The 21,940-nt window shown below is 70.4% G+C and carries 18 protein-coding genes, 1 tRNA gene and 1 riboswitch; of the genes, 14 read left to right on the forward strand and 5 right to left on the reverse strand.

Going from position 1 to position 21,940, the window contains the following annotated elements; translation table 11 throughout:
• The first annotated feature begins 77 nt into the window (after positions 1-77).
• The 10 genes from ABZ823_RS17055 (at position 78) to ABZ823_RS17100 (ending at position 12,018) form a co-directional block, all read left to right on the forward strand.
• Complete coding sequence (locus ABZ823_RS17055) at positions 78-1,115, forward strand: nucleoside triphosphate pyrophosphohydrolase (RefSeq protein ID WP_361660126.1); 1,038 nt, start codon at positions 78-80, stop codon at positions 1,113-1,115.
• Positions 1,116-1,172: 57 nt separating this feature from the next.
• The gene (locus ABZ823_RS17060) at positions 1,173-2,492 is read left to right on the forward strand and encodes a cytochrome P450 (RefSeq protein WP_361660128.1); all 1,320 of its coding nucleotides are present in this window, start codon (positions 1,173-1,175) and stop codon (positions 2,490-2,492) included.
• 178 nt (positions 2,493-2,670) lie between these two features.
• Entirely contained in the window at positions 2,671-3,690 is a 1,020-nt protein-coding gene (locus ABZ823_RS17065; protein WP_361660131.1) for a transglycosylase family protein, read from the forward strand.
• A gap of 198 nt (positions 3,691-3,888) precedes the next feature.
• Positions 3,889-4,055: riboswitch (cyclic di-AMP (ydaO/yuaA leader) on the forward strand.
• Positions 4,056-4,059: 4 nt separating this feature from the next.
• Complete coding sequence (locus ABZ823_RS17070; protein ID WP_361660133.1) at positions 4,060-4,758, forward strand: transglycosylase family protein; 699 nt, start codon at positions 4,060-4,062, stop codon at positions 4,756-4,758.
• A 299-nt stretch (positions 4,759-5,057) separates the two neighbouring features.
• Positions 5,058-6,344 (forward strand): phosphopyruvate hydratase, encoded by a 1,287-nt coding sequence (gene eno, locus ABZ823_RS17075; RefSeq protein ID WP_361660136.1) that lies wholly within the window; start codon positions 5,058-5,060, stop codon positions 6,342-6,344.
• A 97-nt stretch (positions 6,345-6,441) separates the two neighbouring features.
• Positions 6,442-6,918, forward strand: coding sequence for a septum formation initiator family protein (locus tag ABZ823_RS17080; RefSeq protein ID WP_361660138.1), 477 nt, complete (start codon positions 6,442-6,444; stop codon positions 6,916-6,918).
• A gap of 34 nt (positions 6,919-6,952) precedes the next feature.
• Positions 6,953-7,651 carry a DUF501 domain-containing protein gene (locus ABZ823_RS17085; RefSeq protein WP_361660140.1) on the forward strand — a complete coding sequence of 233 codons (699 nt, stop codon included), beginning with the start codon at positions 6,953-6,955 and terminating at the stop codon, positions 7,649-7,651.
• Positions 7,648-8,589 (forward strand): Ppx/GppA phosphatase family protein, encoded by a 942-nt coding sequence (locus tag ABZ823_RS17090; RefSeq protein WP_361660143.1) that lies wholly within the window; start codon positions 7,648-7,650, stop codon positions 8,587-8,589. Before ABZ823_RS17085 ends, ABZ823_RS17090 begins: the two co-directional genes overlap by 4 nt.
• A gap of 489 nt (positions 8,590-9,078) precedes the next feature.
• Positions 9,079-10,461, forward strand: coding sequence for an NAD(P)/FAD-dependent oxidoreductase (locus ABZ823_RS17095; protein WP_361660146.1), 1,383 nt, complete (start codon positions 9,079-9,081; stop codon positions 10,459-10,461).
• 261 nt (positions 10,462-10,722) lie between these two features.
• Positions 10,723-12,018, forward strand: coding sequence for a cyclopropane-fatty-acyl-phospholipid synthase family protein (locus tag ABZ823_RS17100; RefSeq protein ID WP_361660149.1), 1,296 nt, complete (start codon positions 10,723-10,725; stop codon positions 12,016-12,018).
• A gap of 99 nt (positions 12,019-12,117) precedes the next feature.
• Here ABZ823_RS17100 and ABZ823_RS17105 read toward each other — a convergent pair whose 3' ends face one another.
• Both ABZ823_RS17105 and ABZ823_RS17110 read right to left on the reverse strand, forming a co-directional pair.
• Positions 12,118-14,646, reverse strand: coding sequence for an FtsX-like permease family protein (locus ABZ823_RS17105; protein ID WP_361660152.1), 2,529 nt, complete (start codon positions 14,644-14,646; stop codon positions 12,118-12,120).
• Positions 14,647-14,740: 94 nt separating this feature from the next.
• Complete coding sequence (locus tag ABZ823_RS17110; protein ID WP_361660155.1) at positions 14,741-15,511, reverse strand: ABC transporter ATP-binding protein; 771 nt, start codon at positions 15,509-15,511, stop codon at positions 14,741-14,743.
• A gap of 417 nt (positions 15,512-15,928) precedes the next feature.
• Between ABZ823_RS17110 and ABZ823_RS17115 the strand changes: the two genes are divergently transcribed.
• From ABZ823_RS17115 to ABZ823_RS17125, 3 genes are all read left to right on the forward strand, one after another.
• Positions 15,929-16,011, forward strand: a tRNA-Leu gene (locus ABZ823_RS17115).
• A gap of 416 nt (positions 16,012-16,427) precedes the next feature.
• Positions 16,428-17,603: a 4-hydroxybenzoate 3-monooxygenase gene (locus tag ABZ823_RS17120; protein ID WP_361660157.1), complete on the forward strand. Its 1,176-nt coding sequence runs from the start codon at positions 16,428-16,430 to the stop codon at positions 17,601-17,603.
• 301 nt (positions 17,604-17,904) lie between these two features.
• The gene (locus ABZ823_RS17125) at positions 17,905-18,792 is read left to right on the forward strand and encodes a Bax inhibitor-1/YccA family protein (protein ID WP_361660160.1); all 888 of its coding nucleotides are present in this window, start codon (positions 17,905-17,907) and stop codon (positions 18,790-18,792) included.
• 114 nt (positions 18,793-18,906) lie between these two features.
• Here ABZ823_RS17125 and ABZ823_RS17130 read toward each other — a convergent pair whose 3' ends face one another.
• The gene (locus ABZ823_RS17130) at positions 18,907-19,134 is read right to left on the reverse strand and encodes a DUF4287 domain-containing protein (protein ID WP_361660163.1); all 228 of its coding nucleotides are present in this window, start codon (positions 19,132-19,134) and stop codon (positions 18,907-18,909) included.
• Positions 19,135-19,234: 100 nt separating this feature from the next.
• On the opposite strand from ABZ823_RS17130, the gene ABZ823_RS17135 reads away from it, so the two are divergent.
• Positions 19,235-19,546: a hypothetical protein gene (locus ABZ823_RS17135; RefSeq protein WP_361660166.1), complete on the forward strand. Its 312-nt coding sequence runs from the start codon at positions 19,235-19,237 to the stop codon at positions 19,544-19,546.
• A gap of 23 nt (positions 19,547-19,569) precedes the next feature.
• On the opposite strand, the gene ABZ823_RS17140 is transcribed toward ABZ823_RS17135, so the two are convergent.
• Together ABZ823_RS17140 and ABZ823_RS17145 are read right to left on the reverse strand one after the other, a co-directional pair.
• On the reverse strand, positions 19,570-20,388 hold the full coding sequence (locus ABZ823_RS17140) for a hypothetical protein (RefSeq protein WP_361660168.1): 819 nt from the start codon (positions 20,386-20,388) through the stop codon (positions 19,570-19,572).
• A gap of 264 nt (positions 20,389-20,652) precedes the next feature.
• On the reverse strand, positions 20,653-21,873 hold the full coding sequence (locus ABZ823_RS17145; protein WP_361660171.1) for an acetyl-CoA C-acetyltransferase: 1,221 nt from the start codon (positions 21,871-21,873) through the stop codon (positions 20,653-20,655).
• Positions 21,874-21,940: the final 67 nt, after the last annotated feature.

Here is a 21,940-nt window from a genome sequence, read left to right on the forward strand (position 1 = left end):
AGCCGGAGCCCGGCAGGCCCTTCCACCGGCCTGTGGAAAACCTCGGGAGCGTGGGCGCCGTGGGTTACGTTCGAAGGGTGAACGCAACCAGCTTCGAAGGCGCCCCCGACCGGCCCCGGGACGCGGAGGCATCCGCCGCTCCCGGCCGGGTCGTCCTGCTCACCACCAGCCACCGGGTCGCGCCCGGGCTGCTGTCCTGGCCCGCGTGGCAGGCGCTGCGCGACGCCGACCGGGTCCTGTGCGCGGACGGCGCGCACCCGCAGCTGCCGTATCTGCGTCAGGCGGGCGTCACCGTGGAGGAGGGCGTCCCGACCGCGCAGCAGCTGGTCGACGCCTGTGCCGGCGGCCGTACGGTGGTGGTCGTCGCGACGGGCGAGGGCGAGCCGCAGCTCACCGACGGACTGGCCCGCCTGGCGGGCTCGGGACGGGTGCGGATGCCGGAGCTGGAGCTGCTCCCCGCGTCGTACGACCTCCCGGGCTCCCGCTTCCTGGACCTGGTGCAGGTCATGGACCGCATCCGCGCCGAGTGCCCGTGGTCCTCGCAGCAGACCCACCAGGGCCTCGCCAAGTACGGCATCGAGGAGGCGTACGAGCTGGTCGAGGCGATCGAGGCGGGCGACCGGGAGGAACTGCGCGAGGAACTGGGCGACGTCCTGCTCCAGGTCGTCTTCCACTCCCGGATAGCCGAGGAGGATCCGGACGCCCCCTTCTCCATCGACGATGTGGCGGGCGGCATCGTCGCCAAGCTGATCCACCGCCACCCGCACGTCTTCGGCGACGAGACCGCGACGACGCCGGAGGAGGTCAAGGAGCACTGGCTGCGCACCAAGGCGATCGAGAAGCAGCGCACGTCGGTGACGGAAGGCGTCCCTCTGGGGCAGCCGGGCCTGGCCCTGGCGGCGAAGCTGTCGTCCCGGGTGCGCTCGGCCGGCCTCGACGTGCCGCTCCCCCAGGGCGAGGGGATCGGCTACGAACTGCTTGCGCTGGCCGCGCGCGCGGAGGCGGCGGGAGTGGACCCGGAGGCGGCCCTGAGAGCCGCCGCCCGGGCCTACCGCGACGCCGTACGGGCCGCCGAGGGGCTCGGGCCGGACGACGAGGGGCCCGGGACGGACTGAGAGAGGGTTCTGGGACCTGGCGGGGCGGTAGGGCGCAGCCGTGGATACGGTCGAGGAGTGACCGACCAGCACCAGCCCGCCCGCCCCGCCTCCACACCCGCACCGGAACTCTTCACCTGGGAGTTCGCCGCCGACCCCTACCCCGCGTACGCCTGGCTCCGCGAGCACGCCCCCGTGCACCGGACGAAGCTGCCGAGCGGTGTGGAGGCCTGGCTGGTCACCCGTTACGCCGACGCCAAAGAGGCCCTCGCCGACCAGCGGCTCAGCAAGAACCCGGCGCATCACGACGAGCCCGCGCACGCCAAGGGGAAGACCGGCATCCCCGGCGAGCGCAAGGCCGAGCTGATGACGCACCTGCTCAACATCGACCCGCCGGACCACACCCGGCTGCGCCGGCTGGTCTCCAAGGCGTTCACGCCCCGCCGCGTCGCCGAGTTCGCGCCCCGCGTGCGGGAGCTGGCCGATCAGCTCATCGACGGGTTCGCGGAGCGCGGCTCGGCCGACCTCATCCACGAGTTCGCCTTCCCGCTCCCCATCTACGCGATCTGCGACATGCTCGGCGTCCCCCGCGAGGACCAGGACGACTTCCGGGACTGGGCGGGCATGATGATCCGGCACGGGGGAGGGCCCCGGGGCGGGGTCGCGCGGTCCGTGAAGAAGATGCGGGGGTACCTCGCCGACCTCATCCACCGCAAGCGCGAGGCCCTGACCGACGTGCCCGGTCCCGGCGAGGATCTCATCTCCGGGCTCATCCGCGCCTCCGACCACGGTGAGCACCTCACCGAGAACGAGGCCGCCGCCATGGCGTTCATCCTGCTCTTCGCCGGGTTCGAGACCACCGTCAACCTCATCGGCAACGGCATGTACGCCCTGCTCACCCACCCCGACCAGCGGGCGCGCCTGAAGACCTCCCTCGCTCGCGGCGAGAGCGATCTCCTCGAGACCGGTGTCGAGGAACTCCTGCGCTACGACGGCCCGGTCGAGCTGGCCACCTGGCGGTTCGCCACCCGGCCGCTCACCATCGGCGGGCAGGACATCGCCGCCGGTGACCCGGTCCTCGTGGTGCTCGCCGCCGCGGACCGGGATCCCGAGCGGTTCGCCGACCCCGATGTCCTCGACCTCTCCCGCCGCGACAACCAGCACCTCGGCTACGGCCACGGCATCCACTACTGCCTCGGTGCCCCCCTTGCTCGGCTGGAGGGGCAGACCGCGCTCGCCACCCTTCTCACCCGTCTTCCGGACCTGCGACTCGCGGTGGATTCAGCGGATTTACGCTGGCGTGGAGGGCTCATTATGCGCGGATTGCGCACGCTTCCCGTGGAGTTCGCCCCGGTTCCGAAGAAAGATCACCGCGGTACCGCCGGCGCCGCGGAGTGAGGTGGCGGACACGCCGACCGTCACAGGGAGGTGACATTTTCTCAACTCCGTGATCTTCACGTGATCTGCGCTGCATTAACTTGTGACAAGTGATCGACTGGTTATACGTTCACGCAGCAACGCGGCGGTACGCCACAGCCGCCGCGTTGGTCACTGCTGTCGTGTGAAAGGCAATCGCATGCTCTCCGGGACCGGCCGTCACCGTCGCCCCCGCCAGGCTCCGGCCCTCCTCGTCGCGGCAGGCGTGACCGGGTCGGCGATCGCGATCCCTCTCCTCGGTGCCACCGGTGCGAGCGCGGCCGACGGTACGACCTGGGACCGGGTCGCGGAGTGCGAGAGTGGCGGATCCTGGAGCGCCGACACCGGCAACGGGCGCTACGGCGGACTCCAGTTGACGCAGCAGGACTGGGAGAGGTACGGCGGTCTCGACTACGCCCCGAGCCCGGACCAGGCGAGCCGCTCGCAGCAGATCGCCGTCGCCGAGAGGATCCTCGACCAGCGGGGCGTGTCCACCTGGAGCGCCTGCGGCCTGGTCTCCGGTCTGAGCAAGGACTCGAGTGCCGCGAACGTCGACACGGGCGTGGCCGGCGACTCCTCCGGCGGATCCGCCTCCTCCCGGGGCTCCGGTATGGACTTGGGACTGTCCGACTCGTCCAGCTCTTCCGATTCATGGCGCTCGTCCGGGTCTTCCGACCCGGGTGCGTCGTCGCCCTCTTCGGCGCCTTCCTCCGCGTCCCCCTCGCCCTCCTCTTCCCCTTCATCCGCGGCGGGCACCGACTCGGCCGGGGTTCGTGCCGACGCCGGCTCGGCCGACGCGCCCAGGGGTACGGCGAAGAGCGACGAGTCGGACAAGTCCGGGCAGAGTGGAGTGCTTTCGGCTGCGGGTGCGGAGGAGGTCTCGGGTGCCGGCCGCCACCGTGGCGGCAGTGCCGACGAGAGCGTCGCGGACGGTGGCGACGACGGCTCCGCCGGCCGTCATGCCTCGCGCGGCTCCGCCGCCGCCCGCGACACCGCCGGCGGCTCGTACACCGTCCGCCCCGGAGACAATCTGTCGTCCATCGCCGACTCCCTTGACCTGCGCGGCGGATGGGCCGCCCTCTATGACGCGAACAAGGAGACGGTCGGCGCCGACCCGGACCTCATCCTCCCCGGTCAGAGCCTTGAGCTCCGGACCGAGCCGTCCGGGGACGAGTCCTGAACTACCGCCCGAACACGGCCACTTCACGCCCCGCTTCGCGTCGAATGTCCGGTTTGGCGAGAGTGAGATATGAGTCTCATAAGCCCTGATCGTCTTTGAAATTCGGCGGATCGACTGCTTACGGTCGTGATCGCTCGCCACAGCGGGCCCCGACGGTCGCAACGCCGAATCCTGCCAGCGGCCGTACGGGAACAGTCGTCGCGTCAAGCGCCGTAGGCAGGAGCGGGGGACCCAAGGTAGGTGCCGCGCCCGGGAGTTGCCCGGGAGCGGCTTGGGGTGGAGCCGCGCGCCGAGAGGTGCGCGGCCGGGCAACTCAACCGGCCCGAACCCGACAGCTCACCTCGCAGGCGTCGGTGAGGGGATCGAACCATGCTGTGTTCCGGCAAGGGCAAGCACCGCCGTCCGTCCAAGGCCGTCCGCGCCATCGCGCTCGCCGGTGTCACCGGCGCCGCCGTCGCCGCCCCGCTGATGGCGGCCGGCAACGCCTCCGCCGCCACCGCCTCCGAGTGGGACGCCGTCGCCCAGTGCGAGTCCGGCGGCAACTGGTCCATCAACACGGGCAACGGCTTCTACGGCGGTCTTCAGTTCACCAACTCCACCTGGGCCGCGTACGGCGGCACCGCCTACGCCTCGCGGGCCGACATGGCCTCCAAGGGGCAGCAGATCGCCGTGGCCGAGAAGGTCCTCGCGGGCCAGGGCAAGGGTGCCTGGCCGGTCTGCGGCAAGGGCCTGTCCGGCGCCGCCTACAACGGCGCCCCGGCCTCCGCGGGCGGCTCCGGCAGCTCCGGCGGCTCCGCGAAGAGCACCACCACCACCCGCTCGACCGAGCAGCAGGCGGCCACCCGCTCCACCCACCGCCCGGCCCCCCGGAAGACCGTCACCACCCCGACCGGCAAGAAGGTCAAGAAGGGCGACGGCGAGTACAAGGTGGTCAAGGGCGACACCCTCGGCTCGATCGCCGAGCGGCACCACGTCCGGGGCGGCTGGGAGAAGCTGTTCGAGCTGAACAAGGACATCGTCGAGGACGCCGACCTCATCTACCCGGGCCAGCAGCTGCACCTGAAGTGACCCGGCGGCCGGCCCTGAGTCTCCTCACGGCCGTGGCCCTCCTGGTGGGGGCCGCCTGAGGGCCGCCCCCGTCCCCACGGGCTCCCCGCTCCGGTGCGTGTTCCCCCGTACGCGCCGGAGCGGGGCTTTTTGCTTCCGCGCCGTTTCTTGGCCATCCGCCCTTTGTTCCGTGCTGGAACAATGTGTGCCGTCACCCTGTCCACGGGACGGTCGGTCGGCTGGCCGATGCCCCGGGACGGTTAGGCTCTAGTCGCAAGGCACACCAGCCCCGCACTTCCAGCGTCACATCCAAGAAGGAGATGCTCGTGCCGTCCATCGACGTCGTCGTAGCCCGGGAAATCCTGGACTCCCGAGGCAACCCCACGGTCGAGGTCGAGGTCGGCCTCGACGACGGCAGCACGGGTCGTGCCGCCGTTCCGTCCGGCGCCTCCACCGGCGCCTTCGAGGCCATCGAGCTCCGTGACGGAGACCCGAACCGCTACCAGGGCAAGGGTGTCGAGAAGGCCGTCCTCGCGGTCATCGAGCAGATCGGCCCGGAGCTGGTCGGTTACGACGCCACCGAGCAGCGCCTGATCGACCAGGCGATGTTCGACCTGGACGCCACCGACAACAAGGGCTCCCTCGGCGCCAACGCCATCCTCGGCGTCTCCCTCGCCGTCGCCCACGCCGCCTCCGAGGCCAGCGACCTCCCGCTCTTCCGCTACCTGGGCGGCCCGAACGCGCACCTGCTGCCGGTGCCGATGATGAACATCCTGAACGGCGGCTCGCACGCCGACTCCAATGTGGACATCCAGGAGTTCATGATCGCCCCGATCGGTGCGGAGTCCTTCTCCGAGGCCCTGCGCTGGGGCACCGAGGTCTACCACACCCTCAAGAAGGTGCTGAAGGGCAAGGGCCTGTCCACCGGCCTCGGCGACGAGGGCGGCTTCGCCCCGAACCTCGGCTCCAACCGCGAGGCGCTCGACCTCATCCTCGAGGCCATCAAGCAGGCCGGGTACGTCCCCGGCGAGCAGATCGCCCTCGCCCTCGACGTCGCCGCCTCCGAGTTCTACAAGGACGGCAAGTACCTCTTCGAGGGCAAGGAGCGCTCCGCCGCCGAGATGACGGAGTACTACGAGGAGCTCGTCGCGGCCTACCCGCTCGTCTCCATCGAGGACCCGCTGTTCGAGGACGACTGGGCAGGCTGGAAGGTCATCACCGACAAGCTCGGCGACAAGGTCCAGCTGGTCGGCGACGACCTGTTCGTCACCAACCCCGAGCGCCTCGCCCGCGGCATCGAGGAGGGCGCCGCCAACGCCCTGCTGGTCAAGGTCAACCAGATCGGCTCGCTGACCGAGACCCTGGACGCCGTCGAGCTGGCCCAGCGCAACGGCTTCAAGTGCATGATGTCCCACCGCTCCGGCGAGACCGAGGACGTCACCATCGCCGACCTGGCCGTCGCCACCAACTGCGGCCAGATCAAGACCGGTGCCCCGGCCCGCTCCGAGCGTGTCGCCAAGTACAACCAGCTGCTGCGCATCGAGGAGATCCTCGACGACGCCGCGGTGTACGCCGGCCGCAGCGCGTTCCCGCGTTTCAAGGGCTGAGCGCCAAGGGCCGCCGAGCCAGTCGTCCGTACGTCCCCGTACGCGGTCCCGTACCGTGTGCGGGGACGTACGCACGTGTGCAGGGGAGGCGGGAGACATGGCAGTGAAGGACCGTGACCGGTTCTCCACCGCGACCAGGCTGCGGCTGCTCGGGGAGCAGACGGCGGCCCGGGTGTACCGCTCCCAGACCAGACGGCAGGCCCGCCGTTCCCGGCTCACGGGCCGGGCCGCCCTGCTCGCGCTCGTCCTCTGCTCGCTGATCGTGGCGCTCGCGTACCCGATAAGGCAGTACGTCTCGCAGCGCGCCGAGATCGCCGAGATGGAGCGGCAGCGGCAGGAGGCCCGCAACCGGGTCGAGCAGCTGCGCGACCTCAAGGCGCGCTGGCAGGACGACGCGTACGCGAAGCAGCAGATCCGGCAGCGGCTGCACTACGTGATGCCGGGGGAGACCGGGTACATCGTGGTCGACCCGGACCCGGCCAGGCAGTCCCGCGTGAACCGGACGACGTCCACCCGCCCCTGGTACGCGGGCGTCTGGGACGGGGTGGACAGGTCGGACGCGTCCGAGCAGTGAACAGAACAGAGACACAGGAGAGACTTCGTACCGCATGGAAACGCCCCCGCCGCCCACCCCGCCCACCGAGCCCACGGACGCGGACGTCGAGGCCGTCCAGCAGCAGCTCGGCCGCGCGCCGCGCGGGCTGCGCGCGATCGCGCACCGCTGCCCGTGCGGGCAGCCGGACGTCGTGGAGACGGCGCCGCGGCTCCCCGACGGCACCCCGTTCCCGACGACGTACTACCTGACGTGTCCGCGGGCCGCCTCCGCGATCGGCACGCTGGAGGCCAACGGCGTCATGAAGGAGATGACGGAGCGCCTGGCGACCGACCCGGAGCTGGCCGCCGCCTACCGTGCCGCGCACGAGGACTACATCGCCCGCCGCGACGCCATCGAGGTCCTGGAGGGCTTCCCGAGCGCGGGTGGCATGCCGGACCGGGTGAAGTGCCTGCATGTGCTCGTGGCCCACTCGCTGGCCGCCGGCCCGGGCGTCAACCCGCTCGGCGACGAGGCCCTCGCGATGCTGCCGGAGTGGTGGCGCAAGGGGTCGTGCGTGACATCCGCGGGGCCGCCGCCGGACGAGGAGTGGGAGGTGGTGGAGACGACCGACACCGGCTGGTTCGCCGTCAACCCCGTCCACCTCGCCGACTCCGGGGAGAAGCGGTCCGGCAAGCAGGAGTCCGGGGAGCAGGAGTCCGGGGAGCAGGAGTCCGGGGAGCAGGAGTCCGGGCGGAAGGAGCAGGGCAAGTGACACGCGTCGCCGCCGTCGACTGCGGTACGAACTCCATCCGGCTCCTGGTCGCGGACGCCGACCCCCGCACCGGTGAACTCGTCGAGCTGGAACGCCGGATGACCATCGTCCGGCTCGGGCAGGGCGTGGACCGGACCGGGCGCCTCGCCCCGGAGGCACTCGAGCGCACCTTCGCCGCCTGCCGTCAGTACGCGGAGATCATCAAGGGATACGGCGCCGAGCGGCTGCGTTTCGTCGCCACGTCCGCCTCCCGGGACGCCGAGAACAGGGACGAGTTCGTGCGCGGGGTGCTCGACATCCTCGGCGTCGAGCCCGAGGTCATCTCGGGCGACCAGGAGGCGGAGTTCTCCTTCACCGGCGCGACCAAGGAGCTGGCCGGCCGGGAGGACCTCACCCGGCCCTATCTGGTCGTGGACATCGGCGGCGGCTCCACGGAGTTCGTCGTCGGTGACGACCGGGTGCGCGGTGCCCGGTCCGTCGACATCGGCTGCGTCCGTATGACGGAGCGTCACCTCGTGCACCACGGGGTGGTCGGCGACCCGCCCACCGAGGACCGGATCGCCGCCATACGGGCCGACGTCGAGGCGGCGCTGGACCTGGTGGAGCAGACGGTGCCGCTGCACGAGGCGCACACGCTGGTCGGCCTCGCAGGCTCCGTCACCACCGTCTCGGCGATCGCCCAGGACCTCCCGGAGTACGACTCCGCGAGGATCCACCACTCCCGGGTCTCCCTGGAACGCGTCCGCGAGATCACCGAGTGGCTCCTGCGGTCGACGCACGCCGAGCGGGCGGCGATCCCTTCCATGCATCCGGGGCGTGTGGACGTCATCGGCGCGGGCGCCCTCGTGCTGCTCGCGATCATGGAGCGGATCGGGGCTGCCGAGGTCGTCGTCAGTGAGCACGACATCCTGGACGGCATCGCGTGGTCCATCGCCTAGCGGACGTCTGCGGGCGCCTGCGCCCGGTGTTCTGACGGGGCGTCGGGGGCTGGCCGGACGAGAAATATCTACTTGCCGGTAGCCTCTCCTGAGCAGGTTCGATAACGTATGAGCGGGCCCGACAGGGTCCCCGGGGCTCTTCCGGGTCGCACCGCCGGGAAAGTTCGTGAAGTTCTTCACAAGGAAATCCCCCCTGCTGGGCGGCGGTATGGACCCCTAGGGCCATTCGGGGGGCTCAACGGCCCTTCGGGGGTGCTCACGCGAGCGTCTCCCGGGAGCGGTGGGGGTGCCTCGTCGAGGCCGGGTGCGGGGCTGGTGAAGGACCGGACGGGCAGCTCACGAGGCCTTGACAACGATCCGTCGGCCCTGCGGTTCCCGGGCGGCGTCATGACCTCCATCACGCGAGCGGCGGAGTGTAGCAGACGACTCACCGAAGCTTGTGAAGGGGCGCACGAGCCACCCCCCAGGGGCGGGTGGATACTCGATGGCATGAGCACCACGGAGCGTCCCAGGATCCTCGTAGTAGGCGGTGGGTACGTAGGCCTGTACGCAGCTCGACGCATCATGAAGAAGATGCGCTACGGCGAAGCGACCGTGACGGTCGTCGACCCGCGCTCGTACATGACCTACCAGCCCTTCCTTCCCGAAGCCGCCGCCGGCAGCATCTCCCCCCGGCACGTCGTCGTCCCGCTGCGACGCGTGCTGCCGAAGGCGGAGGTCCTCACCGGCCGGGTCACCACCATCGACCAGGACCGCAAGGTCGCCACGATCGCCCCGCTGGTCGGCGAGGCGTACGAGCTGCCCTTCGACTACCTGGTCATCGCGCTCGGCGCGGTCTCCCGCACCTTCCCGATCCCCGGTCTCGCCGAGCAGGGCATCGGCATGAAGGGCATCGAGGAGTCCATCGGCCTGCGCAACCACGTTCTCGAGCAGCTCGACAAGGCCGACTCCACGACCGACGAGGAGATCCGCCGCAAGGCGCTCACCTTCGTCTTCATCGGAGGTGGCTTCGCCGGTGCGGAGACCATCGGTGAGGTCGAGGACATGGCCCGGGACGCGGCCAAGTACTACAGGAACGTGTCCCGTGAGGACATGCGCTTCATCCTCGTCGACGCCGCCGACAAGATCCTCCCCGAGGTCGGTCCCAAGCTCGGCCAGTACGGCAAGCAGCACCTCGAGAGCCGTGGTGTCGAGGTCTACCTGTCCACCTCCATGGAGTCCTGCGTCGACGGCCACGTGGTGCTGAAGAACGGCCTCGAGGTCGACTCCAACACGATCGTGTGGACGGCAGGCGTCAAGCCGAACCCGGCGCTCGCCCGCTTCGGCCTCCCGCTCGGTCCGCGCGGTCACGTGGACACCGCCGCCACCCTCCAGGTCCAGGGCACCGACTACATCTGGGCCGCGGGCGACAACGCCCAGGTGCCCGACCTCGCCGCCCGCAAGGCGGGCAACGAGAACGCCTGGTGCCCGCCGAACGCGCAGCACGCGCTGCGTCAGGCCAAGGTCCTCGGCGACAACGTCCTCTCCGGCATGCGGGGCTTCCCGCAGAAGGAGTACAGCCACTCCAACAAGGGCGCGGTCGCGGGTCTCGGCCTGCACAAGGGCGTCGCCATGATCGTCATGGGCAAGATGAGGATCAAGCTCAAGGGCCGTCTCGCCTGGTACATGCACCGTGGCTACCACGGTATGGCCATGCCGACCTGGAACCGCAAGATCCGGATCTTCGCGGACTGGACGCTCGGCATGTTCCTCAAGCGCGAGGTCGTCTCGCTCGGCGCGATCGAGTCTCCGCGCGAGGAGTTCTACGAGGCCGCGAAGCCCGCGCCCGTGGCCGCCGCGGCCAAGACCGAGGAGCGGGCCAAGGCGTCCTGACCTCCGGTCACCGGTCCAGCCGAAGGGCCTCCCGCCATCCGTGGTGCGGGAGGCCCTTCGGCATATCCGCGCTGTCCCGGTGCCTGACCTCGCAAGCCTGCGCGCAGGACCCCCCGCACACAGGCTTTTTGCCCAGCCGTAACGCCAACGGGGGACTGCGAGGCGGCCCCGCAGGTGTTTACGTGGTGTTGGACATCCGGGAAAGCTTCCCCTGGCTCTCCGCCCGGTTCGAGCAGGGGTACCCAATCGGAGGTGTGCGCCATGGCCGACGCCGCGCCGCGGCTGAAGAGCCTCGTCGAACAGTTGCTGGGGGCACCGCTCCCGGTGCGCATCCGCGCCTGGGACGGTTCAGAGGCCGGCCCACCCGGCGCTCCCGCCCTCGTCGTACGCAATCGCCGCGCCCTGCGCCGTCTGCTGTGGAAGCCGGGCGAGTTGGGGCTCGTCCGTGCCTGGGTCGCCGGAGACCTCGGCATCGACGGCGACCTGTACACCGCCCTCGACCTGATGGCCGGCCTCATCTGGGAGCGGGGGGAGGACGCCCGCACCCTCGTCCAGGCGCTCCGTGACCCGGACGTCCGGGCCGCCGTCCGCGGGCTCGCCCGGCTGGCCGGCCCCTTCCTGCCGCCCCCGCCGCCCCGCGAGGAGGTCCGCAGAGGCCGCGGCCACCTCCACACCCGGCGCAGCGACAAACGCGCCATCAGCCACCACTACGACGTCGGGAACGACTTCTACGAGATCGTCCTGGGCCCGTCCATGGTCTACTCGTGCGCCTACTGGGACGCGCCGAACGCCACCCTGGAGGACGCCCAGCGGGACAAGCTCGAACTCGTGAGCCGAAAACTCGGTCTGAAGCGCGGTCAGCGGCTCCTGGACGTCGGCTGCGGCTGGGGCTCCATGGCGATCCACGCGGCACGCGAGCACGGCGTGAGCGTCGTCGGCATCACCCTCTCCCAGGAGCAGGCCGCGTACGCCCGCAAGCGGGTCGCCGACGAGGGCCTCACCGACCGCGTCGACATCCGGGTGCAGGACTACCGGGACGTCGTCGACGGCCCCTACGACGCGATCTCCTCCATCGGCATGGCCGAGCACGTCGGCACCGAACGCTATCTGGAGTACGCCCAGGCTCTGTACGGTCTGCTGAAGCCCGGCGGACGGCTGCTCAACCACCAGATCTCGCGCCGCCCCCGGCGGGACGAGCCGTCGTACTCCGTCGACGCGTTCATCGACGCCTATGTCTTCCCGGACGGCGAACTCGCCCCCATCGGCACCACCGTCACCCAACTGGAGCGCGCCGGGTTCGAGGTCCGCGACGTGGAGTCCCTCCGCGAGCACTACGCCCTCACGCTGCGCGCCTGGATCGCCAACCTGGAGGCCCGGTGGGGGCGTGCGCAGGCCCTCACCAGTCCCGGCCGCGCCCGTGTGTGGCGCCTGTACATGGCTGCCTCCGCCCTCGCCTTCGAACACAACCGCATCGGCGTCAATCAGGTCCTCGTGGTGCGGACGCCGGATTCGGGCGCGTCCGGGCTGCCGCTGCGCACCCGCACCTGGCAGGCCTGACCTCTCCGGACGCGACCGTACGAGGCGCACGCGGACACGACGGAGGGGTCCCGTTCCGGTGAGGAACGGGACCCCTTTCGTGACGGATGCCTCCCGCGACTACTCCGACTTGATGGCCGCCAGCATGTTCATGCGGGCCGCCCGCCGGGCCGGCCACAGGGCGGCCAGGACGCCGACCACCGCCGCGAGGAGGAGGAAGACGGCCATCCGGCCCCAGGGCAGGACCAGCTCGTACGTCGTCATCTTGGTGCCGAGCAGTTCGCCGGCCGCCCAGCCGAAGAACACGCCCAGGCCGATGCCGAGCACCCCGCCGAACAGCGAGATGACCAGGGACTCCATCCGGACCATCCGCTTGATGCCCTTGCGGTCCAGACCGATCGCCCGCAGCATTCCGATCTCCTGCGAGCGCTCGAAGACCGACATGGCCAGGGTGTTGATGACCCCGAGGACGGCGACGATCACCGCCATGGCCAGCAGGCCGTAGAGCATGTTCAGCATCAGCGTGAAGATCTGCGCGATGCTGTTGGAGATGTCCTGCTTGTCCTGGACCTGGATGGCCGGGTTGTCACCGAGCGCCTTCTCCAGCGTGCTCTTGGCCGAGGCGGTGGCGCCGCCCGACATCTTCACCATGACCTGCATGTCGGCCGGGTCGCTCAGGTGCGGGGAGAGCGTCGCGTTGTCCAGCATGATGCCGCGCATCATCTCCGTGCTCCGGTAGACACCGGTCACCGTCATCTGCTGCTTGCGGCCGTCCTCGTAGGAGACGGTGAACCGCGAACCCGCCGACCAGTGGTGCAACTTGGCGGTCTCGTCGTCCACGACGACCTGGCTGCCGCCGACCTTGAACGTGCCGTCGTCGACCGTCAGATCCGTCAGCTCGCCGATGGCGGCGCCGTTGACGCCGGTCACGTACTCGGTCTCGCCCTCGATGCGTGCGGGGGCGTTGCGCAGCGGGCTGATCGCGGTGACACCGTCGGTCGTCCGGAGCGTCTTCTCGACGTCGGGCGACAGCTCGTTGCGGTTCGCCATGGACACCACGTAGTCCGCCTTGATGGCGGAGGACGCCATCTTGTCGATCGCGGTCTGCAGGCTGCCCGCCATCACCGTCAGACCGGTGATCAGGGTCAGACCGATCATCAGAGCCGACGCGGTGGCCGCGGTGCGGCGCGGGTTGCGCACCGAGTTCTGCCGGGCCAGCTTCCCGGCGACCCCGAAGACCCGCAGCAGGGGGGCGGCGGCCGCGATCAGCGGACGGGACAGCAGCGGGGTGAGCACGAACACGCCGATGACGAGGAGGACCGCGCCGAGGCCCATCGGGGCCTGGCCGTCCGAGCTGTTCAGCGTGGTGGCGTAGAGCACGGTGGCGATGCCGGCGGCGGCCAGCAGGGCGCCGATCGTGTTCCGTACGACCAGGGACTTGGTGGTGGCCTTCGCGTGGAGGCTGCTCATCGCGGCGACCGGCGGGATCTTCGCGGCGCGCCGGCCCGGCAGCCAGGCGGCCAGCATCGTGATCAGGATGCCGACGGCGAGGGCGGCGACGACCGTGCCCGGGGTGATGACGAGCGGTCCGTCCGGAACCGTGCCGCCCAGGCTGCCCATCAGCGAGCGCAGCCCGGCACCGATACCGATGCCGGCCACCAGACCGGTGACGGCCGCGACCGCGCCCACCACGAACGCCTCGATGAGTACGGACCGGGTGACCTGCCTGCGGGAGGCGCCGACCGCGCGCAGCAGCGCCAGCTCCTTGGTGCGCTGGGCGACCAGCATGGTGAAGGTGTTGGCGATGATGAACGTACCGACGAACAGCGCGATGCCCGCGAAGACGAGCAGGGCGGTGCGCATACTGCTCGTCGCGTCGGCGATCTGCCGGGCCTGGTCGTCCGCGAGCTGCCTGCCGGTGATGGTGGAGGCGCCGTCCTTCGGGAGGATCTCGTCGAGGGCGTTGCGCAGGGCGATCTGGCTGGTGCCGGATGCCGCCTTCACGTCGATCTCGTCGTAGGACCCGTCCTTGTGGAACAGGCGCTGGGCGGTGGCCGTGTCGAAGAGGGCGAGGCTGCCTCCCGCGGCCACGTTGCCGTCGTCGGTGGTGAAGATGCCGGTGATCTTCGGGGTCAGCACGGGGCCGTCGATCGACAGCCGCACGGTGTCGCCCACCTTGTATCCGGCGCGCTCGGCGGTCTTGGAGTCGATGAGGACCTGGTTCTCGCCCTTCGGGGCGTGCCCGCTGACGAGCGGGTACCGGGGATCCTCGGTCTTCCAGTAGTTCCCTCCCTGGGACTGGAAGCCGTCGCCGATGAGCTTGCCGTGCCTGTCGGCGATGGCGGTGAAGCCGCTGACGACGCCGATGGCCGTCCTGGCGCCCTGCACCTTGGCGGCCTTGTCGAGAAGGGCCCCCGTGAGTTTGGGCTCCTTGCCGATCGTGTCGCCGGTGTCCTGGCGGCCCCCGGAGCGGATCGCCACGTCGACCTGGTCGAAGCCCTTGGCGGAACTCTTCTGGTAGGCGTCGGAGATGGTGTTGGTGAAGACCAGGGTGCCCGACACGAAGGCCACGCCGAGCATCACGGCGAGGACGGTCATGAGCAGCCTGGCCTTGTGCGCGAGCACATTGCGCAGGGCGGTACGGAACATTTCTCTTCCAGGGCTGGAGGCGGAGAGTCGGACGAGGCCGTTCAGGCCGGCGGGGGTCCGGGGGCGTGGCCCCGGAGGACGGGGCGCACGGCCCTCAGCTCGTGCGGCCCTTCGCGTCGAACCGCTTCATGCGGTCGAGCACCGCGTCCGCGCTCGGCTCGTACAGCTCGTCCACGATCCGGCCGTCCGCCAGGAAGATCACCCGGTCCGCGTAGGAAGCCGCCACCGGGTCGTGCGTCACCATCACCACCGTCTGCCCCAGCTCCCTCACGGAGTTGCGCAGGAAGCCCAGCACCTCCGCGCCCGACCGCGAGTCCAGGTTTCCCGTGGGCTCGTCGCCGAAGATGATGTCCGGCTTGGACGCGAGCGCACGCGCCACCGCGACACGCTGCTGCTGGCCGCCGGACAGCTGCGCGGGCCGGTGGCTGAGCCGCCCAGAGAGCCCGACCATCTGGATCACCGTGTCCAGCCACGCCTTGTCCGGCTTGCGGCCCGCGATGTCCATCGGGAGCGTGATGTTCTCCAGCGCCGTCAGCGTCGGCAGCAGGTTGAACGCCTGGAAGATGAAGCCGATCTTGTCCCGGCGCAGCCTGGTGAGCTGCTTGTCCTTCAGCGAGCCGAGCTCGACGTCGCCGAGGCGGACGGAACCGGACGAGAAGGAGTCGAGGCCGGCGACGCAGTGCATCAGCGTCGACTTGCCGGAGCCCGAGGGCCCCATGATGGCCGTGAACTGGGCCTGCCGGAAGTCGACGGTCACCCGGTCCAGGGCCACCACCTGGGTTTCGCCCTGTCCGTAGACCTTCGACAGATCCGTGGCGCGGGCGGCCACCGCGGTGGTCCGGTCGGCGAGAGGGGTGCTGGTCACGGGCGGGTGCTCCTGTCGGGACGACGACGTTCAAGGGGACGTCTTCCATCGTGGCGGCCCGTCGGTGCCGTGGAGTCAGCCGCTGTTCCCGTTCCCGGGGCAGCCTTCAGTCGGACCGAGCCCGCGCGTGTCATACCTGGGGATGACGCCCGTCCCTGATTCCGCCCCGAGCGAAAAGCGGTTGGTCAACCCATACGCAACCGCTCGCGGAGCCCTCCCTCGGGGCGGTGAAATTCCGTCATTCCGCACACGCGGCTCATGGCCGCCCGAAGGCCTATTGGCAAGTGCGGATGGCCCGTACCGGGTGCTGATGCACCCTCAGGCCTCAATAAAATAAGACAACATCGCATCGTGCGCCCGCTGTTCGGGGGAGGCGTCCCGATAGGCTCGGAACGCTCGATGCGGAGCCCATGGCCTGCCCGGATGGTGGAATGCAGACACGGCGAGCTTAAACCTCGCTGCCCCTTGCGGGCGTACCGGTTCAAGTCCGGTTCCGGGCACCTTCGCCGACGCTCTGCCGAACGGCAAACGGCAGGCTCAGGACCCTCGGGTTCGTTCTCGCGGTAACTGCGGTGGGAACGCCGGGGGTCGGGCCCGTTTCCGTGGAGTGCCCGCCTCCGCGGAAGTTGGGCCGGCGAGGGTGCGCACCGCCTTTTCCGGGTTTGCGCCGTGGGCGCCCGCGAAAACTCGCATCACGCCCCCCTGAGGGGCCGGTGTGCCGCCGGCCGCCCGAGGGGCGGGGCCGACGCCACCCCGTGGGTGCGCTCCGGACGTCGGTGACGCCCGCTGCGAGGGCCGTTGACAGTGGGTGCCCCTGGGCGGAGACTCGCCTCCAGTCGGTGAAGAGAATTTCACTGGGCGAACGAAGCCGGCTGCCTGGTCGACCGGGGATCGTACGAGCGCGAGGGGCCTCGGGATGCGTACCACCGTCGGCATCATCGGAGCGGGGCCCGCCGGGCTGCTGCTGGCGCGGCTGCTGCACAACGCCGACATCGACTCGGTCGTCCTGGAGTGCCGCGACCGGGGCTATGTCGAGCGGCGGCAGCGGGCCGGACTCCTGGAGCAGGGAACCGTCGACGTGCTGCGGACCGCCGGGGTGGGCGGGCGCATGGACCGCGAGGGGCTGCGCCACGACGGGATCGAGCTGCGCTTCGCGCGTCGCCGCCACCGGGTCGACCTCTCCGCCCTCACCGGCGGCAGCTCCGTGATGGTCTACGCGCAGACGGAGGTCTGCAAGGACCTCATCGAGCTCCAGCTCCGGCAGGGCGGCCCCCTGTTGTTCGAGGCGGAGGCGCTCGCCGTCGAGGGCGCGACCACGGACAGGCCCGTGATCCGCTTCCGTCACGGGGGACGCGAGGGGGTCCTGGAGTGCGACTACGTCGTCGGCTGCGACGGCTTCCGGGGAGTGTCCCGTACGGCGATCCCCGCCGGGCTGTCCCGGGTATTCGAGCGTACGTACCCTTTTGCCTGGCTCGGGATCCTCGCCGACGTCCCGCCCTCGCACGACGAGCTGGTCTACGCCCGGCACGAGCGCGGATTCGCCCTGCTCAGCATGCGCTCCCCCGCCGTCTCCCGCCTCTACCTCCAGGTTCCCGCCGGCACCGACGCCGGGGAATGGTCCGACGAGGCGATCTGGGACGAGCTGGCGCGGCGCCTGGAGACCGCCGACGACTGGACCCTGGCCCGCGGCCCCATCACCGCCAAGTCCGTCACCCCGATGCGCAGCCACGTCCACGAGCCCATGCGGCACGGCCGGCTCTTCCTCGCCGGGGATGCCGCCCACATCGTGCCGCTCACCGGCGCCAAGGGGCTCAACCTCGCCGTCGGCGACGTCGTCACCTTCGCCCGGGCGCTGATCCACCAGAGGCGGACGGGCTCGGGCGAACGGCTCGAGGCCTACTCCGAGACCTGTCTGCGCCGTGTCTGGCAGGCCGAGCGGTTCTCCTACGAGATGACGACGCTGCTGCACCGCGCCCCGGACGCCACCCCCTTCGACGAGCGCATACAGCTGGCTCGCCTCGAGCGGCTCACCGCCTCCCGCGCCGCCGAGGCCGACCTCGCCGACGGCTACACGGGGTTGCCGTGGGAGTGATCCCTCGGAGTGAGCCCTCGAAGACCCGTCCGGGTGAAACCACCGGAGCCCGGTGTCGGCCGGTCTCCGGACTCCGCGTCACCCGTCGGGGTGAACGAGGGTCTTCGATTGATCAGTGGCCGGTCTCGACTCTGTCCCGGCTCGGTCATGGATGAGGCGGTTCCGTGCAGGGAATCACGGATGTGCGTAGCGTGTTGCGCGCAAGGATGAGGGAAAGATCCTCCCCAAGCACTAGGGTCATTCCTTTGCCTACCTATTACTCTTGAGCCAAGGCCACGCAGGGTGGCCATGGAGGAGTGAAATGAGGAGCAGCAACCCGGTCTTCTCGCGACGGGGGTTCAGCCGCGACAACGGCTACGCGGGCTTCAACACCGCGCCGCAGGCCGGGGGAGCCGCCGTCGGCACGCAGGGCGACCCGTACGCGCAGAACCCGTACGCGGGCGGCAACCCCTACGCGCAGAACCCTTACGCCCAGCAGACCCAGTACGGCGCCCCGCCGCAGGCCCCGGCCACCACCGGCCGGATGACGATGGACGACGTCGTCATGCGCTCGGGGATGACGCTCGGCACGGTCGCCGTCGGCGCGATCCTCGCCTGGGCGCTGCTGCCGGTCTCGTCCACCAGCTACGGCCTCGCGATCGGCTCCGCCCTGATCGCGTTCGTGCTGGCGATGGTGCAGTCCTTCAAGCGCACCCCCTCGCCCGCGCTGATCCTGGGGTACGCCGCCTTCGAGGGCGTCTTCCTCGGCGTCATCAGTGAGATGTACAACGCGCAGTGGTCCGGCGCGCCCTTCCAGGCGGTGCTCGGCACCATGGCGGTCTCCGGCGCGACCCTGCTCGTCTACAAGGCGGGCTGGATCCGTGTCACCGCGCGGTACGCCCGCATCGGCATGGCCATCGCCATCGCCTTCGTCCTGGTGATGGCGGTCAACCTGCTGCTGGTCGCCTTCGGCGCCGCCCCCGACGGCGGGCTGCGCAGCATGGGCCCGCTGGGCGCGCTCGTCGGCATCATCGCGATCCTGCTCGGCGCGTTCTTCCTCACCCTGGACTTCAAGCAGATCGAGGACGGCATCGCGTACGGCGCGCCGCGCGAGGAGGCCTGGCTGGCCGCGTTCGGCCTGACCATGACCCTCGTGTGGATCTACGTCGAGATGCTGAGGCTGGTGGCCATCTTCAGCAGCAACGACTAGTCCCGCCCGGGCGCCGGTTACCGAGCGCCCCGAGGACGTGCCGAAGGGCCCGCGCACCACGGTTCGCGGGCCCTTCGGCGTGTGGTGTCCGTTCCCCGTTTCGGCGGTGCGCGCTCAGACGAGTTTGCGCGCGGCCCTTCTCAAGTCGTACTCATGAATGATCGCCTTGGCGTGGCCGTACGCGAGATTGTGCTCGTGCCGCAGCCAGCTGACCTTCTCCTCGAAGCAGAGAGCGGGGCCTTCGTCGACGGTGCGAAGCCAGTCGGAGACTTCACGACCGGTGCAGTGGGGGATGCGGGCGAGCAGATTGCGATGGGTTTCCTCGGAGAAGACTTGGGACATCGGCGCCTCCGGACGCATTCGTGAAGCCGGTCCTTCAGGTCACCGTGCCTGAGTGTTCGCCTGTTGGCAACAGTGCCATCGCGACGCGTAGTCTCGCGGCGTGCTTGATACGACGCCTTTGACCCGGGCCGTGGATCACTTCGCCGATCGGCTGCGGGCCGCTCCCCAGAGCCGGCTGCAACGGGGCGCCGCGGCCGAAGCGCTCGGCCTGGCAAGGGAGTTGGCGCGCCGCGCCCAGCTCCTGGAGGACCCCTCGGCCGAGCCCCACGAGATGCCCGACGCGGGCATGTTCGCGGCCGCCGACCAGATCACGGTCGCCGCACACGATCTCGCACTCGTCCTCAGGGACGAGGAGGAACTCGCCCGGGCCGTGGCGCTCGTGCAGGAGGCACAGCAACGCGCCGGAGTCTGAGCCGTGGACTGCCGGCGCGGTTGTCACAGGGTCGCGATGACGCGGTCCGCCAGGATGTAGACGCTCTCGTCGCCGCACTCGAACGTCAGGGCGTACGCCCCCGAGACGCCCGATCCGCCGAGAAGGACCGGGGCGTGGCCGGCCGTCAGGGCCGCGGCCAGGCGCTCCGCGGTCTCTCGGTGGCCGGGGGTCATGCACAGGGTCGTACCGTCCGCGAACACGTAGACGTCGAGGGTCCCAAGCGGGCCCGGGCGCACATCGGCGAGTTCGGTACGGGCGGCGGCCAGCTCCTCGAGGCGGGCGACCGTGCGCTCGTGGTCGCCCACGACGGGGGACTTGGAGGGGACGAAGTCGGGGTGCGAGGGGTGCCGGCGGCGGGCGGCGGCCAGTTCGGGGGAGTCGCCCGCGAAGCCGTCGTCCGGGGAGGTGCCCCGGGCGAACTCGTTCTCCTCGAGGGAGTGTTCCGCTACCGGTTCCAGGCTGTCGTGCTCCATGTCTGAGAAGTCCGACTGGCGGGGCACGAACAGGTCACTGTCGGGCAGCCCGAGCAGGCTGGGGGCGTCGGCGATGTCCCGCGCCTCCTGGGCGGCCCAGAAGGCGCGCGCCTCGGCCAGCTCGCGCTCTCGCTCCTCGGCGAGAGCCTCGGCGACGGCGGTGCGTATCTCCTGGGCGTCCGCCGCGGGCCGGGCGGCCGGCACAAGGCCGCGCGCCTGCGCGGCGCGTCCGTCGGCGAGTTCGCTGTGCAGCGCCGCGACGTGCCGGCGCAGCGCCCGCACGCTGCACAGCACGGCGACGCCCACGCCCGCGGTGGCGGTCGTGGTGAGCAGCAGAGCAATCGGCATGGCGCTCACTGACGTACTCCAGGTTCAAGGTCGGCCCCCCGACTTCCTACATCAGCTTGAAGGGTGGACTAACCAGCTGTCAGTGCGTAACGTCACGAAACGGACAGGGGTCGGGTCTGGACACCTTTGCGGGAGCGGGTCTGACCTGCGTAAACCCTCTTCCGAGGGAGATACGTCACATCCTGGGGGAGATTGAATCACGAAACGGCCCGAAGCCCTACGGGAAAAGGGGCTCCGGGCCGTTGCGCAGGGGGCGCGGCGCGGTCAGCTCAGGCGCTCGATGACCATTGCCATGCCCTGGCCGCCGCCGACGCACATCGTCTCCAGGCCGAACTGCTTGTCGTGCCACTGGAGGGAGTTGATCAGCGTGGTGGTGATGCGGGCGCCGGTCATGCCGAAGGGGTGGCCGACGGCGATGGCACCGCCGTTGACATTCAGCTTGTCCAGCGGAATGCCCAGGTCGCGGTAGGAGGGGATCACCTGGGCGGCGAAGGCCTCGTTGATCTCGACGAGGTCGATGTCGCCGATGGTGAGACCGGCGCGCTGGAGCGCCTGCTTGCTGGCCTCGACCGGGCCGTAGCCCATGATCTCGGGGGAGAGGCCGGAGACGCCGGTGGAGACGATCCGGGCCAGCGGGGTGAGCCCCAGCTCCCGGGCCTTGGTGTCGCTCATGATGACCAGGGCGGCGGCGCCGTCGTTGAGGGGGCAGCAGTTGCCGGCGGTGACGCGGCCGTCGGGGCGGAAGACCGGCTTCAGGCCGGCCACACCCTCCAGGGTCACGCCGGGGCGGGGGCCGTCGTCCTTGCTGACGACCGTCCCGTCGGGGAGGGTCACCGGGGTGATCTCGCGCTCCCAGAAGCCCTTGGCGATGGCGTGCTCGGCGAGGTTCTGCGAGCGGACGCCGAACTCGTCCATCTCCTCGCGGGTGACGCCCTTGAGCCGGGCGAGGTTCTCGGCGGTCTGGCCCATCGCGATGTACGGGTCGGGGAGCAGGCCGTCCTCGCGCGGGTCGTGCCAGTCGGTGCCCTCGGACTCGGCGACGGCGGCGGTACGGGCCTCGGCGTCGGCGAAGAGGGGGTTGTGGGTGTCCGGGAGGCCGTCGGAGGTGCCCTTGACGCTGCGGCTGACCATCTCGACGCCCGCGGAGATGAAGACGTCGCCCTCGCCGGCCTTGATGGCGTGCAGAGCCATACGAGAGGTCTGGAGGGAGGAGGAGCAGTATCGGGTGATGGTGCAGCCCGGGAGGTGGTCCATGCCCATCTGCACGGCGACGATACGGCCGAGGTTGTGACCCTGCTCGCCGCCGGGGAGGCCGCAGCCGAGCATCAGGTCTTCGATGTCCTTCGGGTCCAGCGCGGGGACCTTGTCCAGGGCCGCCTGGATGATCGTCGCGGTCAGGTCGTCCGGACGGAGGTCCTTCAGGGAGCCCTTGAAGGCGCGGCCGATGGGGGAGCGGGCGGTCGAGACGATGACGGCTTCGGGCATCACGGCTCCAGTACACGAGGGAAGGCAGGGCTGTGGGGGAAGTTACCCGTACGTACGGTGGAGGTCA

The organism is Streptomyces sp. NPDC047079, assembly GCF_040643755.1.
Taxonomy (GTDB): Bacteria; Actinomycetota; Actinomycetes; order Streptomycetales; family Streptomycetaceae; genus Streptomyces.